This is a genomic window from Chloroflexota bacterium (genome assembly GCA_014360905.1).
GTDB lineage: Bacteria > Chloroflexota > Anaerolineae > UBA2200 > UBA2200 > JACIWX01.
In genome coordinates, this window is record JACIWW010000021.1 from 38,242 (window position 1) to 54,053 (window position 15,812).

Below are 15,812 nucleotides of genomic sequence, written 5' to 3' on the forward strand. Positions count from 1 at the left end.
ATACCATAAAACCTTTTAGTAATCAATGGGTTTCGGAAAAGTTTAGACAAACGCAGGACATTAATTGGACTTTTAGTATAACATTATAGTACGAGAGAGGAATCTTCATTGGATTATCTTGATAACGAGGACAGGACGCGTTAGGATGGAAAATCATATATCCTATTTGCGGAAATAGATTCTGGAACAATTGCCTTGACTTTAAGGGGTTCGGTTTGAGATAGCATGTCAAGAACTGGACAGGAACAGAGATCTTTAAGGAGGTGCCCAATGTACGCCAACCATCGTTTATCTAAGCTTCAGCTGTCTCTGGAACAGCAACATGAAGATCTACAAAAGCGGATTCATCAGTATGAGGAGATGAGCCGCCGGTTTGGTCATGTTGAGGATGATCTAAGGGATCTTCAAAGGAGGAAAAGAAAACTGTCTGAGATAGAACGTGCATTGAGACGCCTGATGTGTGGCAACTACGGGATTTGCGAACGTTGCGGCGTTCCTATTGATCCTGCGAGACTAGAAGCAATCCCAGAGACGACTTTATGCTATAAGTGTAGTGCACGCTACGGATAATGGAGGTGAAACCATAGATCAGGTTTGGTTTCTGCTGGCTTTGGTAGTCATAGTAATAGAAAGTCTCTATGCTCTGTCTCTTTGGTGGCGCCTCTCAACAAATCAGATTATCGTGATTCCCGTTAATACCGGAGAACAGTCCAACAGCGCCGGCTGGGGAGGGCTTCTGTTTCTACTCCTAATCATGAGCGCCGCTCTCGTCATCCTCTACCGAACTTTCTTTGCATGACCATCCCTCTTTAGACTTCCCAAGAAGCACGGTCGCCACTGGACCTGTTCTTCGAATTTTCCTGCAAACAACTCTCAATGTAGAATTTAGCGAGTGAGCCCGGGGCAAAGAGGAAACGTCCGGAATTCAATATGCACTTAGGAAAGAATAGGAGGGTCCATGAGTCCAGAACACATCGGAATGATAATTGGTGGGGTTATTTCTCTCGTGACCAGTATCGCAACATCAGTATTAAACCATTGGATGGCATTGCGGGAAAAACACCTGGAGACACAATTGGAGATGACCAAGTGTGAACATGCAGCTGAACTACGAATGCGAGAGCAAGCGGACACAGAAAAGAGGCAACATATTGAATTGCTCCGCAAATATGAACAGCTTGACCATAAACCTTCCTTTAATGGTATTAATCTTTCTGAGGCAGTCTTAAGTGGTCTCCAATTGCCAGGGGTAGAAATGTGTGGTGCTGTCCTAAGGCGGGCGCAACTTTGCTATACATATTTAGCTCGTGCAGATTTACGGGGTGCCATTCTGAGAGGAGCTAACCTGGAGGGTGCCGATTTGCAAGACGCAAAGCTTCAAGGAGCTGATCTAGAGGAGGCAAACCTAACTATGACGAATCTGCGGAGAGCTAACTTGCTGGGAGCCCGGGTGTCAAAAGACGCTTTAGATAAAGCCATATTGGATCAAACGATATTGCCTGATGGCACAGTTAGTCCTCTGGACAATTAATAAAACATAACTTGCTCAGTTGCAAAGATAGATAGGTCTGTTGACAAAACTAGCGATGGAGATTGTAGACCCACCCCTTGACAGCCGGCTCGCGGTTCTGGAGAACCACCAGGCGCGAGCGGATGGCATCGCCAAACTTGCGCTTGATGACGGAGTTCACCGTTTCCGCCTTCCAACGCTGACCATACAAGCCGTCCAACCGGGCCGTCGCGACCAACTCAGCCCTGGCGATCCGTTCATGATCTACCAGCGTGATCAAGGTGCGTTTCTCACGCCGGCACACTGCAGCGATGACATCATCTGATGCACCACCCATTTGTTCTTCTGGCACAGTTGCTGCTTCATGCCCGGCCTGACGCAAATGCTCTGCTACTTCAATAGGCAAGTTCTCATCTACCTTAAAACGCAGGAGTGGTTCCATGTCTTAGGCAGGTAAGGGCATGATGCGCTCAGCAACTACCTCGGCAGCATAAGCGATAGCTGCTTGGATAGCCTCTCGCGTGAGAGTGGGGTAGCTGTGCAAGATATCTTCAATCGTCAATCCTGCTGCCAGGTTATCCAAGATCACGGATACCAAAATGCGCGTGCCTTTGATACAGGCTTTGCCATGACAGATGGCAGGATCTGTTATAATATGATCACGCCAGTTCATGCTGCACTCCACAACAAGCAATCTACATAGAAGAAACAAGATGATGCAACCTGTAATATATGCTTCGAAGTAGCCTCTTGCTACATTGTAGGGCAAGGTGGTCGCTACGCTGCAGTGTACCATGAAAAGGCCAAGACGTCAAACCTTGCTGGGCGTGAGAACTGATGTAACGTCATGGCGAGAGCGCCCTGCACCCGAAGCAATCTCGTTGGTGATGAGCATAGCCGGGGAACGAATAAACGAATCACCGCAGCGTCATTCGATGATTCGTTTTTCCTATTCGTTGATGGCTTTCCCCTGTAACAGTCCACGCCAAAAGACGGCGGACTTTTGTCCGCCTGGAGCAGTTGAAGTGATGGCCATCAACGGATGGGAGAACGAATCACTGCAGCGCAGCAGGTTGGGCTCCCATGCCCAGCTAGCATAGCCAGGGCGTGAATTCCCCAGCTGAATGTGAGAAGCCCTTGAAAGGGGCAGCAGGTTCGTAGTGCGCACTTCAGTGCGCCTGGAGCGTGGCCGGGGCGTGAATTCCCCAGCTGAATGTGAAAAGCCCCTGAAAGGGGCTTTTCCCTTTTTAGCCAGGGATTTCAATACCTGGCGCCCATGAGCGCTGAAACGCTCACTACAAACTCACCCAGGAGGAGCCGCCCCTGCAAAGGCACAGCAGGCTGGGCTCCCACGCCCAGCCTGCATGGCCGGGGATTGCAATCCCTGGCATCTGCTCCACGTGGACAACAGCCCACGCAAAAAGCCCCTCTCCTACAGCGTAGGAGAGGGGCCAGGAGGTGAGGCAATCCGAGCGCTGAAGCGCTCACTACAAACCCGCCAGGAGGCGGCGGACTGTGGTCCGCCGGGAGCAGGTGGAGCGATGGCCATCAACGAATGGAGGAACGAATAAACGAATCACCGCAGAGCAGCAGGCTGGGCTCCCACGCTCAGCCAGCATGGCTGGGGATTGCAATCCCTGGCACCTGCTCGGCGTGGACAACAGTCCACGCAAAAAGCCCTTCTCCTACAGCGTAGGAGAGGGGGCCTGAGGTGAGGCAATCCAAGCGCTGAAGCGCTCACTACAAACCCGCCAGGAGGCGGCGGACTGTTGTCCGCCTGAAGCAGTGTGACGATGGCCGTCAACGAATGGGGAACGAATAAACGAATTCGTTTTGGCATAGCCATTCGTTGAGGGCATGGTGCAAGGGGAACGAATCAATACATCCCAGACAATTTGACTTTTTGGCGGACAATGCGTTATTATTTTGCGTAGAATACCCGGCAGGACTCGTTGCCTCTCTTTGCTAATGGGTTCTGGTCGTCCAGAACTGCACCTTTTTTGCTCCTTTGCATCTGCGTTCATCTACCCGGGTGATGCGTTGCTTGTCTGTTCCCCTTTGTTCCGCATCTCACGGAAGGAGGCGTAAAATGAAAAAGCAAACTTTGCGAGTCCTGCGTGTGTTCCTCTCTCTCGTCGTCTTCCTCTCCTGGCTCTTCCCGCCGCCGACACGGCAAACAACCATACGGGCTGAAAACGAAGTCAAGTGGACGCTGGCTTCCATTGGCCTGCCCACCACGAACCCATACCATGGTATTGCCTTTGGCGACATCAACCACGATGGCAAGCTGGACATTATCAGCGGGCTGGCTGAAGAAATGGGGCTGCGCGTCTGGTTTGGCAATGGCGCTGGGTCGTGGGAAGATAACTCAGGCAACTTGCCCACTAAAGGCAAGTACCACGGTCTGGCCTTGGGCGACCTCAACCACGATGGCAATCTTGACCTAGTCGCTGCAACCGAGGACTCAGGCGTCAAAGCCTGGTGGGGTGACGGCGCCAAGACGTGGACCTCCTGCAGCACTGGCTTACCGACCAGCGGCCGCTATTACGATGTCGCTCTGGCCGATTTTGACCGCGATGGCGACCTGGATATTGTGGCTACCCATGGCAATAACGGCGGCGTCCTGGTCTATTATTCGTCGGGGGGTGGGCGGGAGTGGGGGCTGGGGCCTGTGCCGACTCGCCAGCTTACTTACTGGGGTGTGGATGCCGGCGACTTGAACAATGACGGCTGGCCCGATATTGTGGCCGGATGGTATGACCCCAATGGCGGCGTGCATGTCTGGCGCAACACGAGTGGTACCGGTTGGACCTCGGCGCTGACTGGACTCTCGTCCATCGGTTACACGCGGGGCGTTGCCTTTGGCGACATCAACCACGATGGGAAGCTGGACATCGGGGCTGCCTCTCAGAGCAGTATCAAAGTCTGGACGGGAGATGGCTTGGGCAACTGGACGCCGGCGATGGTGGGCTTCTCTAGGCTTGACTCCGCGGGCATACAGTTCGGCGACCTGAACAACGATGGCAATTTAGACCTGGTGGCCAGTTCTTGGGAGAACGCGGGCATTCAAGCCTGGCGCGGCAATGGTGCTGGCTCCTGGTCGGCTTTCCCCTTCCCCACAGGGAGCGGCAAATACTTCGATCTGGCATTAGGCGATATGAACAACGACGGGAAACTCGATTTAGCAGGCAGCAACGCCGGTGGTGGAGGAGTGCAATGTTGGGCGGACACGGGCGAGGCTGAAGAGTTGTGTTCCTGGATCAAAGCTCCCTGGCCCACAAGCAGTGGAGATTGGTATGGCGTGGCGGTGGGCGATGTGAACAACGACGGCAATCTGGACATCGCTGCCGCCAGCCGCACCCAAGGTGTTTGGATTTGGCGCGGCGACGGCGGCAACCACTGGTACGACATGGCCTACTACAATCCACCCAAGACAGGCGGTTACTTGGATGTGGCCATCGGCGATTTCAGCCGGGATGGCTATCCCGATTTGGTTACTGGCGCCATCACCGTTGGACTGCGCGCTTGGATCTACTCGTTGTGGGATCCTTCCTTTAGCGGCTTGCCCAGCAGCGGTGAATACCGCGATGTGGCGATGGGCGATATTGACAACGATGGCTTGCTAGACCTAGTGGCAGCCAGCGACAGGTCTGGCGTCCGTGCCTACAAGAGCCTGAGCTTTAGCGGCTGGAGTCCATTTCCAGCGCCGGTAAGCAGTGGCTCGTTCCACAGCGTGGCAGTGGGCGATGTGAACCACGATGGGAAACTGGATGTCTTGGCCGGTTCCGCAAGCAATGGCGTCTATGTCTGGCGGGGCAACGGTGGCACGGGCTGGACGCCTTGGCCGCAGCCAATGGCGAGTGGCAACGTCTATGGCTTGGCTGTGGGCGATATCAACCACGACGGCTGGCTGGACATCCTGGCGGGCACGAACACTCATGGCTTGTTGCTCTGGGCAGGCAATGGCGGTAGCTCTTGGACCGCCTTGCCTTCGCCTGACACCAAGGCCGCTTCCCAATACTGGCATGTGGACTTGGGTGATTTCAACAACGATGGCCATCTGGACATCCTGGCTGCACACAGGACCGAGGGTGTGAAGGTGTGGGCGGGCGATGGCGGTCGCTCCTGGTCGCCCTGTATGACCAGCTTGCCTACCTCGGGTTCCTATAGCGGCGCCGTATGGGGGCATGTGGACCACGACGGAGCGTTGGACATTATCGTCGGGCATTCCGACGGCAGTGGCGTGCAGGTCTATACCGCAGCCGAATCCGCGCCGCCCAGCGGCTGGCGCGATTTCCAACCCACGAACTGGCAGACCACGCAGCAGCCAACGTGCAGCGTCAAGGTCTCGGATGCCGGTTCGGGCTTGAAGGTGGACACGGCGCGCTATGCCTATTCTAAGGATGGTGGGGCTAACTGGAGCGCCTGGCAAGTAGCCTCTTGCACCGGATCGGACGGTACGACTGCCGAGCAGACCATCACTGCCGCCAGTGTGCCCTTCAATCAGGATTCGCTGACCACACAACGCAACAAGATCAAGTTCAGCATCCAGGATATGGCGGGCAACACCGGCTACAGCACTGTCTATGGGGTTTCCATTGACACCACGCCACCGAACAACCCCACGTCCTTGACCAGCCCCAGCCATGTCGTTAGCCAGTGGAACAACGATAATACCGTGCAGGTGCAATGGTCAGGGGCTAGCGATGCTTCCAGTGGCGTCAGCGGCTATTCCTTTGTCTGGGATACTTCCAGTACTACTCTACCGGATACAACGGTGGATACCTACATTACCAGCACCACTTCTTCAGCCCTGGCTGATGGGAGCACTCACTACTTCCACCTGCGCACACGTGACCTGGCAGGCAACTGGGCGACGGGCGCCGTGCATTTGGGGCCGTTCTATATTGACACGACGCCTCCGCAGAACCCCACAAGCGTTTCTAGCACGACGCACAGTCCCAGCACCTGGTCTAATCAGAACCAGGTCGCTTGCCAGTGGTCGGGTGCTTCCGATGCCCTCAGTGGCTTGGGCGGCTACTCCTACGTGTGGGATCATTCGTCAAGCACAGTGCCCGATGCCGTTACAGAGACGCTGGGGACAAGCACCACCAGCAGCCCGCTGGCGGATGACAACGACTGGTATTTCCACGTGCGGGCGGTGGACCGCGCCAGAAACGGGGGCACAGGCGCAAAGCACTATGGGCCATTCTACATTGACACGACAGCGCCGAGTTCTGCGGTGAACGCGCTAGCAGCGAACCAGGGCCATGCCTCGTTCACGGTGAGCTGGACAGGTAATGCCGGGAGCGGCGCGCCGATCGCCAGCTATGACGTGCAGTACAAGGATGGCAGCGGGGCATGGACGGATTGGCGCATGGCAACGACTTCTACATCGGCTACGTTCAATGGCACGCGCGGACATACCTATTATTTCCGCTGCCGTGCACGCGATGCGGCGGGCAACTTGGAGAGCTATCCCGCGGCTGCCGACACGTCCACGACCGTGGGCAAGGATGTAACGGTGCGTGTGCAGGATGAGAGCGCGGCGAACAAGAACGGAGCGAAGGTCTATCACAATGGCAACTATGTGGGTGCGACTGGTGCAGGTGGCACGATTATGGTGCCCGATGTGCTGATTGATGATCAATTGGCAGCCCTGTACAAGGTGTACGAAAAGCCCAGTTCCAAGGACTACCACGACCTGGATGGCACGAGTGACTGGGCCTGGCGCATTTACCAGACCAACGTGAGCATTGCTGCCGATGGCACGCCGCAACTGTTTGAAGTGAGCAACATCAACGTCGAGCAGGTGCTGACCGTGCGCAAGAATCAGCCACTGGTGGGTATGCACATGGTGGTTTCGGTAGAGTGGGATGCCAGCAGCACGTACCTTACAGATTTGCGCCAGGGATTGGAGAATGCCTCAGCGTATCTCTACGATGTGGGCGATGGGCAGTTCTTCTGGGAGGTGATCGAGGTTCGCGACAACCGTTCGCGCTGGGCAGATGCCGATATGCGTATCCACGCCTCCAATCAAGTCTGGCCATGTGCGGATGTGTGGGGCATCACCGGTGGCACAGACGCGCATATTTACATGGGCCGCCATTTCAATGGCAATACTTCTAACACTGGCGATTGGGTGTTCAGCAATGGCTTCCGCACCTTCATCCATGAATTCGGACACTATGGATTGGGGCTGTGGGACGAATACCTAGATCGCAATGGCAATAAAACCAGCGATGCTTACTGTGCGACGAATTTTAACACGACACCGCAAGATCGCCGCTCCAGCATCATGTACTACCAGTACACGTCTACTGAGCTCTGCTCCGACTTTGACCCCAACCATAGACACCGCACACAGACCTATCACGATTACAAGACGGGCGAATCCACCTGGGAGACGGTCTTGCGCCGCTTTGCCGACAGCAGTTCACCCACGCGCTGGACATTGCGCTCGCCAGTGGAGCGCGGTGCTATCATCCCTGGGCCCAACGCTATCGCGGTGGAAGATTGGCAGCAAGTGTATGTGACGAATTTCGATACGGATGTTTGTGCTCCTTTTACGGTTATTGTCAGCTACCCTAGCAGTGGAGCGCCGGTAGAAGGGGCGGATGTATGGATTGACCGTCTTGGTCCAGACTTGGAACAGGGCAAGACCAATGCCTCTGGTCAGATTGTGGTCTATGGTGCACACGATGGGGAAACGGTGCGCGCCAGCAAGGACGGTGCATCCGGTTCCATGACCGTGGACTGTGTTCCAGCGCAAGCAATGATGATGCAGGGAATGACCCTGATGCCAGATCCGTTCACGCTGGAGACGCGCATTGTGCCGCTCAGTGTGCAGAGCATGCGCGTAGAGGTCAAGCCCTCGGTGGCGCTGGCGGGCAATCCCACCGTTAGTGTATGGCAGGCGGGAGCAGAAGATGCCATTATTGTCCCCATGAGCTACAATGCAGGTACGGGCTGGTACAGTGGCAATGCTATATTGAATCCGGCGCTGGGCACGCAAGGCTATGTGCAGATCGTGGCGACCAATCTATCCGCGCAGAGCGTGTACCAAACGGTGCCGTTCAAGTTGGAACCTGTGCCTGTGGGTGACATTACCATCCTGTCCTCAGCGGATGACAATTTCCGGCTGGTGCTGCCAGTCGGTTGCCTGAACGGCGAGCCCGTGGTGAGCATCCAGCAGACGACGACGGGCAGAGATAGGCAGGGCAATCTGCGGCAGGTGGGTGGCGCCTATGAGGTACAGGTCTCGACCGGGCAGTATGTGCCGAACGTCCCAGCCACCATCCACATGCGTTACCATGAGGAGCACCTGGCAGGTGTGCGGGAGGAGACGCTGCGCATCTACCGCTGGAACGAGGCGACGCAATTGTGGGTGCCCATTGGCGGCGCGGTAGACCCGGATTTCAACATGGTCAGCGTCACGGGGGTGAATCAGTTTTCGGTGTTCGCCATTCTGGGCGAGGAGACTGGTATCCCGCCAGCGCGGAAGTTGTATCTGCCGGCAGTGCTGAAACAATAGGCGAGTGTGGCCGGGGAATAAATTCCCTGGCTGAATGCGAAAAGCCCCTGAAAGGGGCTTTTCATTTTTAGCCAGGGATTGCAATCCCTGGCACCCATGAGCGCTGAAGCGCTCACTACGAACCCGCACCAGGGATGACGGCGGACTGTTGTCAGCAGGTTCGTAGTGCGCACTTCAGTGCGCCTGGAGCATGGCCGGGGCGTGAATTCCCCAGCTGAATGTGAAAAGCCCTTTTTAGGGGCTTTTCCTTTTTAGGCAAGGATTTCAATCCCTGGCGTCCATGAGCGCTGAAGCGCTCACTACGAACCCACGCCAGAGATGACAGCGGACTGTTGTGCGCCAGGAGCATGGCCGGGGCGTGAATTCCCCAGCTGAAGATGAGAAGCCCCTTCAGTACAGGTTCGTAGTGCGCACCTCAGTGCACCTGGAGCATGGCCGGGGCGTGAATTCCCCGGCAGAATGTGAAAAGCCCTTTTTAGGGGCTTTTCCTTTTTAGCCAGGGATTTCAATCCCTGGCATCCATGAGCGCTGAAGCGCTCACTACGAACCCACGCCAGAGATGACAGCGGACTGTGGTCCGCCTGGAGCAAGGACCTCACCCCCGGCCCCCTCTCCTGCTGCAGGAGAGGGGGTAGCGTGTAGTGTAGGGCGGCTTTTCTAGCCGCCTCTTCTGGTGCGGGGCCATCAACAAACATGTCTGCGAATGAACGAATGTCCTGCACTTCATAATTGATTGACGGCCGAGACTCAGCAGTCTGCTCTACATTGAACTATCCCCAATTACCCCTCATGTATTGACGCGCGCGTGCAATTGTGTTACAATGTTTGGGCTGCAAACACTGAGCACGAGGAGAGGTGAAGCGAAGACGAGACACCCCCTTCTCAACACAGATAAAATGAAGATGACATGGAGGCAACAACGAAATATGGATTGGCAAAGCAAAGTAGCTGAGCTCCTCAGCGAGCACCCTTATGTGCAGGACAATCCCTCGCGCCGTGAGATGATCGCTCAGGTCGTAGCGCGCAAAGAAGCGCTGGTTGCCGCAAACGGATGCCTGGCTACGTGGACTCCCCCTGAATCCACCGGGCGCAGTCCCCAGGATACGTATACCGTCCGGCATCAGGAAAGCGAAGCGACCATTGATTGGGATTCGCCGAACAACATCCCGATGGAACCCGAGACGTTCGATATGCTGGTGGTGGACGCGCTGAACACGCTGGCACGCAAGCCTACGCTCTATGTCACGGATCGCGTGCTGGTGGCGGAGACAAAGTATGCCATGCCGGTGAAGGTGGTGACGGATAGGGCATTGACCGCATTGTTCAGCGATAACATGTTCCGTCCCGTGCCCCCTGATTTGGAGAAGAGCGTTCTGGCAAAGCGCGGGTTCACGCTGCTGGCGTGTCCTTATGATAAATTAGATCGGGAAAGGTACGCGGGGCGCCTGCGCAAATTGCGCGATGGACGCACTTCGAACATGGCTGTGGCCATGGACTTTGACCGACGCATAGGTGTGGTGTATGGCTCAGCCTATTGCGGCAGCGTGAAGAAGATGATGTTCAGTGTGATGAACTATGTGCTGCCTGGCGTGGGCGTCCTGCCCTTGCACTGTTCTGCCAACGAAGGCCCTGAAGGCGATATCGCCCTCTTGCTCGGGCTCTCGGGTACTGGCAAGACCACCCTCTCGGCTGATCCGCGGCGTGCGCTGCTGGGCGATGATGAGCACGCCTGGAGCGAGAACGGGGTTTCCAACTTCGAGTACGGGTGCTACGCCAAACTGATCAACTTGCGCAAGGATAAAGAGCCGGAGATATGGAATGCCGTCTTCCACGAGGCGCATTACCTAGATCACGGCGCCATTGTCGAGAACGCGATGATGTATCCCGACGGTCATTTCGATTTGGACGACGCCCGCCTCACGCCCAATTCGCGCGCTTCCTATCCACTCAGTTTTCTGAGCAACATCAAGGACCCGCCGGTGGGCGGGCATCCGCGCACCATTCTCTTCCTCACCGCTGACGCCAACGGGGTGCTGCCGCCAGTGTCCCGGCTCACTCCCGAGCAGGCTATGCTGTGGTTTTTGATGGGCTACACGAGCAAACTGGCTGGCACGGAGACGGGCATTATTGACCCCGAGAGCACCTTTTCCCGCTTCTTTGGTTCGCCCTTCATGCCACGCAACCCCGATGTTTACGCTTCCATGCTGGGCGAGAAGATGCGCCAGCATGGGACGGACGTGTACTTGATCAACACGGGCTGGACGGGCGGCATCTTTGGCGTCGGGCACCGCATTGACATTAGCGTGACGCGGGCGATCGTGCACGCCGCTTTGAGCGGGAAACTCAAAGATGTGGAATACGACGAGGATCCGCTCTTCCATATCTGGGTGCCGCGCACCTGTCCCGATGTGGACCAGACGATGCTCAACCCGCGCAACACGTGGGCGGACAAAGAGGCGTTTGAGCGCCAGGCACGCAAATTAGCGAACGATTTCCGCACCTATTTCGACAAGGTCTATGCCAAGAAGGGCATTGACCCAGCCATAGCGGCGCAATGTCCAGGGAAGTGAGGATTGAGGGGCACAGACCTCATTGCGAGCCGCCACAGGCGGCGAAGCAATCCCACTTGCTCCCGGCGGACCACAGTCCGCCGTCTTTGGGCGGGTTTGTAGTGAGCGCTTCAGCGCTCATGGATGCCAGGGATTGAAATCCCTGGCTAAAAGCAACAAGCCCCTTCAGGGGCTTCGCACATTCAGCCGGGGAATTCATTCCCCGGCCATTTTGGCTGAACGTGGGAGCACAGCCTGCTGCTAATTCTCCTCTTGGGTAAGGATGCTTGCCACACAGTGGGCAACTAGACAGTGTTTACAATTATAGAGCAGGCCATGCCGTTTATCAGATAGAAGAGCAACGAGATTTGACAGAATGGCTGTTCTATGCTATATTTTTATCAAAGCGAAACAGCAAAGACTGTGAACAAGGCTAGTAGGCGTGCGTGGGCGGTGTAGAGAGCCGGGGTCAGGTGCAAGCCCGGTACCGCTGCGGACGCTGAATGGGCTTGGGAGTTGCAGGGCGAAAGGTGTTGCTGCTCCCTCTCCCTAAGAGGGAGAGGGCAGGGGTGAGGGCCCAGTAGCCTGTGCCGGAGCCGCCACCGTTATCACGGCTGAGGGTATCGGATGGCACGGCCAGCGATGGCCACAGTGCTATCCTGTACCTGCAATGAGTGAGGCTGGCCTTCACGACAGTCATTCCGCCGTCACGGGCGGATTTTTTGTTTCTGGCATAAAGAGGTCGGCCTAATGAGGGTGGCACCGCGGGTGAGAACCTCCCGTCCCGGAGTTTTCGAGGGATGGGAGGTTTTTGCTTAGATGTGCGCGATGTGTTGCGCGATGGCACACGGCGGGCGCGGACTATCGCCAGAGCGACAATGGAGGAGGTGAAGGAGTGTATGGGGCTGGGACTCACCCCCGGCCCGTTCGTTGTGCTCAGGGCAGGCTCTCTCCTGCATGGCAGGAGAGATGACATACAGAAAGGAGGATGAAGATGGATAGGAACAAGTTCATATTAGACGAAGGCAAGTTGCCCAAGGCATGGTACAACATCATCGCGGATTTGCCTGTGCCGCTGCCGCCGGTATTGCACCCCGCCACGCTGCAGCCGGTGGGGCCGGATGACCTGGCGCCATTGTTCCCGATGGCGTTGATCGGGCAGGAGGTGAGCACGGAGCGCTACATCCCGATCCCGGAGGAAGTGCGCGCAGTGTACCGTTTGTGGCGCCCCACGCCGCTGGTGCGTGCACGACGCCTGGAGCAAGCTCTGGATACGCCAGCGCACATCTACTACAAGAACGAAGGAGTGAGTCCACCCGGCAGCCACAAGCCCAACACGGCGGTGGCCCAGGCTTATTACAACAAGATGGAGGGCGTGCGACGTATTACCACAGAGACGGGCGCGGGGCAATGGGGCAGTGCACTGGCGATGGCCTGTCATTTCTTCGGCATCGAGTGCAAGGTCTATATGGTGAAGATCAGTTATCAGCAAAAGCCGTACCGTCGCTCGTTGATGCAGTTGTGGGGTGCCAGCGTCACTCCCAGCCCCAGCCCAGAGACAGAAGCTGGGCGCAGCATCCTCGCCCAGAACCCAGATTCCCTCGGCTCATTGGGCATTGCCATCAGCGAGGCGGTGGAGGTGGCAGCCAAGAACGAGGACACCAAGTACTCTCTGGGCAGTGTGCTCAACCACGTCTTGCTGCATCAGACGGTGATCGGCGAGGAAGCACTGCTGCAGATGGAGATGACAGGCGAAGAGCCGGATGTGGTCATCGGCTGCGTTGGCGGTGGCTCCAACTATGCCGGGCTAGCTTTCCCCTTCCTGCGTCGGGTGCTGCGGGAGGGAGCCAGGACGCGCTTTATCGCAGTGGAGCCAAAGGCTTGCCCCTCGATCACCAAGGGGGTCTATGCCTATGACTTTGGCGATACAGCCAAGACAACCCCGTTGGTGAAAATGCACACGCTGGGTCACTCCTTTGTGCCCGCGGGCATCCATGCCGGAGGGCTGCGCTATCACGGCATGGCACCGCTGATCTCGGCGCTCGCGCAGGCGGGTTACATCGCAGCGGTGGCGTACCACCAGAATGAGGTATTTGCGGCAGCGGTGCAATTCGCACGCAGCGAGGGCATTGTCCCAGCACCGGAAACGGCTCATGCCGTGCGCGCGGCTATAGATGAAGCGCTGCGCTGCAAGGAGACTGGCGAGTCGAAAGTCATCCTGTTCAATTTCAGCGGGCACGGCCATTTTGACCTGGCTGCCTACGATGCCTACTTCAGCGGTACGCTTCAGGATTACGAGTACCCAGAGAGCGAGGTAAGGAAAGCACTTGCTGAGTTGCCGCTGGTGCGATAATCGGGGGTGTGCGATGTATCGCATATTGGTCACCGAACCACTGGCAGAGGAAGGGCTGCGGCTGCTTCGTGAACAGGCTCAAGTGGACATGAAACTTGGCCTAACCACGTCAGAACTAGCCCAGGTAATTGCGCCTTATGAAGCCTTGATTGTGCGCAGCAATACGCAGATTACCGAGAAAGTGATCGCAGCAGCATCGAGCCTGAGGGCCATCGGACGCGCCGGCACGGGGGTGGACAACATTGACCTGCCGGCAGCCACGCGCAGGGGCATTGTGGTGGTCAACGCGCCCTATGGCAATACGGTGGCAGTTGCTGAACACACATTGGCAATGCTACTGTCTTTGGTGCGGCGCATCCCCTTCGCGGACGCTGCGCTGCGCCAGGGGCGCTGGAAGAAGGAATGCTGCCAGGGCGAGCAGGTGCGCGGCAAGGTGCTGGGACTGGTTGGGTTGGGGAGAGTGGGGACAGCCGTGGCACGCCGAGCAATGGGATTGGAGATGAAGGTCATCGCGTACGACCCATTCGTTACTGCAGAGCGTGCAGCACAATTAGGCGTGCAATGGGTTCCGTTCGACGAGTTGTTGCGGAGCGCTGATTTCGTCTCGCTACACCTGCCTGGCCATGAGCAGAACCGGGGCCTGATTAGCAGTCGTGAGTTGGCTTTGATGAAGCCAAGTGCCTATCTCATCAACTGTGCGCGGGGCAATCTGGTGGATGAGCAGGCGTTGTGTCAGGCACTGGAGGAAGGGCGGCTGGCGGGTGCTGCACTCGATGTATTTGCCCAGGAACCAGTGCTGAACAGCCGCTTGTTGCGCAGCGATAAGGTGGTCCTGACGCCGCATGTAGCGGGATCCACCATAGAAGCCCAGCGGGACACGGCAGTCGAGGTTGCTCAACAAGTGCTGGAAGTGCTCGCTGGACAGATACCGCGTTATCCTGTGAACGCCCCGGCTCTGGCGGCAGAGGAGTTGGAGCAATTGCAACCTTACCTGGATCTGACGCAGCGCTTGGGCAGTTTCTACGCCCAATGGCAGTCGGATCATCTGCAGTCGGTAGAAGTGGCTTGCGGCAGCCAAGTGGCTAGGCAGCGCATGGACTTGTTGGTCTCGGCAGCGCTGGTGGGGCTGCTAGCGGGAAGCAGTGAGGAGGCAGTGAACTGGGTGAACGCACCGCTGGTGGCGCAGGAACGGGGCATTGCCTTTGCCGGAAAGTACGAACCGGTGGACAGCGCAGGCGGGTGGTCGGATTGGGTGGAGCTGCGTCTGTGCAGTGCAAGGCAACGGCACACGATTACTGGGGCGGTGCTGCGCGGCGAGCCCCACATCGTGCAGATTGACGGCTATTGGCTGGATTTTGTCGCGCGAGGGTTGCTGCTGGTCAGCGAACACATCGAGCAACTAGGCATTCTAGGGCGCATGGGCACTGTGCTGGGGCATGCGGGCGTGAACATCCATTTCGTGCAGGTGGGCAGGCGAGAGCGAGGCGGGCCAGGCATCTTGGTGCTAGGGTTGGACGACCCATTGACGCCGGAAGTACTGGAGCAGGTGATGACTTTGCCCAGCATCCGCGCGGCATGGATGGTGCGGTTGTAGGAAGCGGGGTGTCAGAGCCACTTCTCTAGCCATCTCCCTCAGCTCCGCGTGGGCAACAGCCCTCGCGAAAAGCCCCCTCTCCTACAGCGTAGGAGAGGGGTAGCGTGTAGTGTAGGGCGGCTTTTCTAGCCGCCAGCATGGCCGGGGAATTCATTCCCCGGTCTGGCGCGGTCTGTTACAAGGGATAGCCATCAACGAACGGCTACGCTCTGCCCATTCGTTCCCCTACTCGCTGATGGCATGCCTGCTCCCGGCGGACCACAGTCCGCCGT

10 protein-coding genes and 2 pseudogenes are annotated in these 15,812 nt (G+C 57.1%); 9 read left to right on the forward strand and 3 right to left on the reverse strand.

Annotated features, from left to right (window positions below):
• Positions 1 to 270: 270 nt before the first annotated feature.
• Both H5T67_09415 and H5T67_09420 read left to right on the forward strand, forming a co-directional pair.
• Positions 271 to 570, forward strand: a complete 300-nt coding sequence (locus tag H5T67_09415) for a TraR/DksA C4-type zinc finger protein (protein MBC7245532.1) — start codon at positions 271 to 273, stop codon at positions 568 to 570.
• A gap of 388 nt (positions 571 to 958) precedes the next feature.
• Entirely contained in the window at positions 959 to 1,531 is a 573-nt protein-coding gene (locus H5T67_09420; GenBank protein ID MBC7245533.1) for a pentapeptide repeat-containing protein, read from the forward strand.
• Positions 1,532 to 1,580: 49 nt separating this feature from the next.
• On the opposite strand, the pseudogene H5T67_09425 reads toward H5T67_09420, so the two are convergent.
• The 3 genes and pseudogenes from H5T67_09425 to H5T67_09435 form a co-directional block, all read right to left on the reverse strand.
• Positions 1,581 to 1,781: pseudogene (locus H5T67_09425) on the reverse strand (transposase).
• Positions 1,779 to 1,952: pseudogene (locus H5T67_09430) on the reverse strand (DUF5615 family PIN-like protein). The pseudogenes H5T67_09425 and H5T67_09430 overlap by 3 nt, the downstream one beginning before the upstream one ends.
• Positions 1,953 to 1,955: 3 nt before the next feature.
• Positions 1,956 to 2,183 carry a DUF433 domain-containing protein gene (locus H5T67_09435; protein ID MBC7245534.1) on the reverse strand — a complete coding sequence of 76 codons (228 nt, stop codon included), beginning with the start codon at positions 2,181 to 2,183 and terminating at the stop codon, positions 1,956 to 1,958.
• Between the two features lie 121 nt (positions 2,184 to 2,304).
• Between H5T67_09435 and H5T67_09440 the strand changes: the two genes are divergently transcribed.
• The 7 genes from H5T67_09440 (at position 2,305) to H5T67_09470 (ending at position 15,540) form a co-directional block, all read left to right on the forward strand.
• On the forward strand, positions 2,305 to 2,610 hold the full coding sequence (locus H5T67_09440) for a hypothetical protein (GenBank protein ID MBC7245535.1): 306 nt from the start codon (positions 2,305 to 2,307) through the stop codon (positions 2,608 to 2,610).
• A gap of 415 nt (positions 2,611 to 3,025) precedes the next feature.
• Positions 3,026 to 3,220, forward strand: coding sequence for a hypothetical protein (locus tag H5T67_09445; protein MBC7245536.1), 195 nt, complete (start codon positions 3,026 to 3,028; stop codon positions 3,218 to 3,220).
• 379 nt (positions 3,221 to 3,599) lie between these two features.
• Positions 3,600 to 9,044: a VCBS repeat-containing protein gene (locus H5T67_09450; protein MBC7245537.1), complete on the forward strand. Its 5,445-nt coding sequence runs from the start codon at positions 3,600 to 3,602 to the stop codon at positions 9,042 to 9,044.
• Positions 9,045 to 9,970: 926 nt separating this feature from the next.
• On the forward strand, positions 9,971 to 11,614 hold the full coding sequence (locus H5T67_09455; protein MBC7245538.1) for a phosphoenolpyruvate carboxykinase (ATP): 1,644 nt from the start codon (positions 9,971 to 9,973) through the stop codon (positions 11,612 to 11,614).
• 779 nt (positions 11,615 to 12,393) lie between these two features.
• Positions 12,394 to 12,585 (forward strand): hypothetical protein, encoded by a 192-nt coding sequence (locus H5T67_09460; protein ID MBC7245539.1) that lies wholly within the window; start codon positions 12,394 to 12,396, stop codon positions 12,583 to 12,585.
• A gap of 2 nt (positions 12,586 to 12,587) precedes the next feature.
• A complete protein-coding gene (locus H5T67_09465; GenBank protein MBC7245540.1) occupies positions 12,588 to 13,946 on the forward strand; it encodes a TrpB-like pyridoxal phosphate-dependent enzyme in 1,359 nt (452 codons plus the stop codon).
• A 13-nt stretch (positions 13,947 to 13,959) separates the two neighbouring features.
• On the forward strand, positions 13,960 to 15,540 hold the full coding sequence (locus H5T67_09470) for a phosphoglycerate dehydrogenase (GenBank protein ID MBC7245541.1): 1,581 nt from the start codon (positions 13,960 to 13,962) through the stop codon (positions 15,538 to 15,540).
• Positions 15,541 to 15,812: the final 272 nt, after the last annotated feature.

Bases quoted from the DNA above. Each gene is read 5' to 3' on its own strand.
- H5T67_09415 (MBC7245532.1), top strand. From the start codon at position 271: ATGTACGCCAACCATCGTTTATCTAAGCTTCAGCTGTCTCTGGAACAG.
- H5T67_09420 (MBC7245533.1), top strand. From the start codon at position 959: ATGAGTCCAGAACACATCGGAATGATAATTGGTGGGGTTATTTCTCTC.
- H5T67_09435 (MBC7245534.1), bottom strand. From the start codon at position 2,183: ATGAACTGGCGTGATCATATTATAACAGATCCTGCCATCTGTCATGGC.
- H5T67_09440 (MBC7245535.1), top strand. From the start codon at position 2,305: ATGAAAAGGCCAAGACGTCAAACCTTGCTGGGCGTGAGAACTGATGTA.
- H5T67_09450 (MBC7245537.1), top strand. From the start codon at position 3,600: ATGAAAAAGCAAACTTTGCGAGTCCTGCGTGTGTTCCTCTCTCTCGTC.
- H5T67_09455 (MBC7245538.1), top strand. From the start codon at position 9,971: ATGGATTGGCAAAGCAAAGTAGCTGAGCTCCTCAGCGAGCACCCTTAT.
- H5T67_09460 (MBC7245539.1), top strand. From the start codon at position 12,394: ATGGGAGGTTTTTGCTTAGATGTGCGCGATGTGTTGCGCGATGGCACA.
- H5T67_09465 (MBC7245540.1), top strand. From the start codon at position 12,588: ATGGATAGGAACAAGTTCATATTAGACGAAGGCAAGTTGCCCAAGGCA.
- H5T67_09470 (MBC7245541.1), top strand. From the start codon at position 13,960: ATGTATCGCATATTGGTCACCGAACCACTGGCAGAGGAAGGGCTGCGG.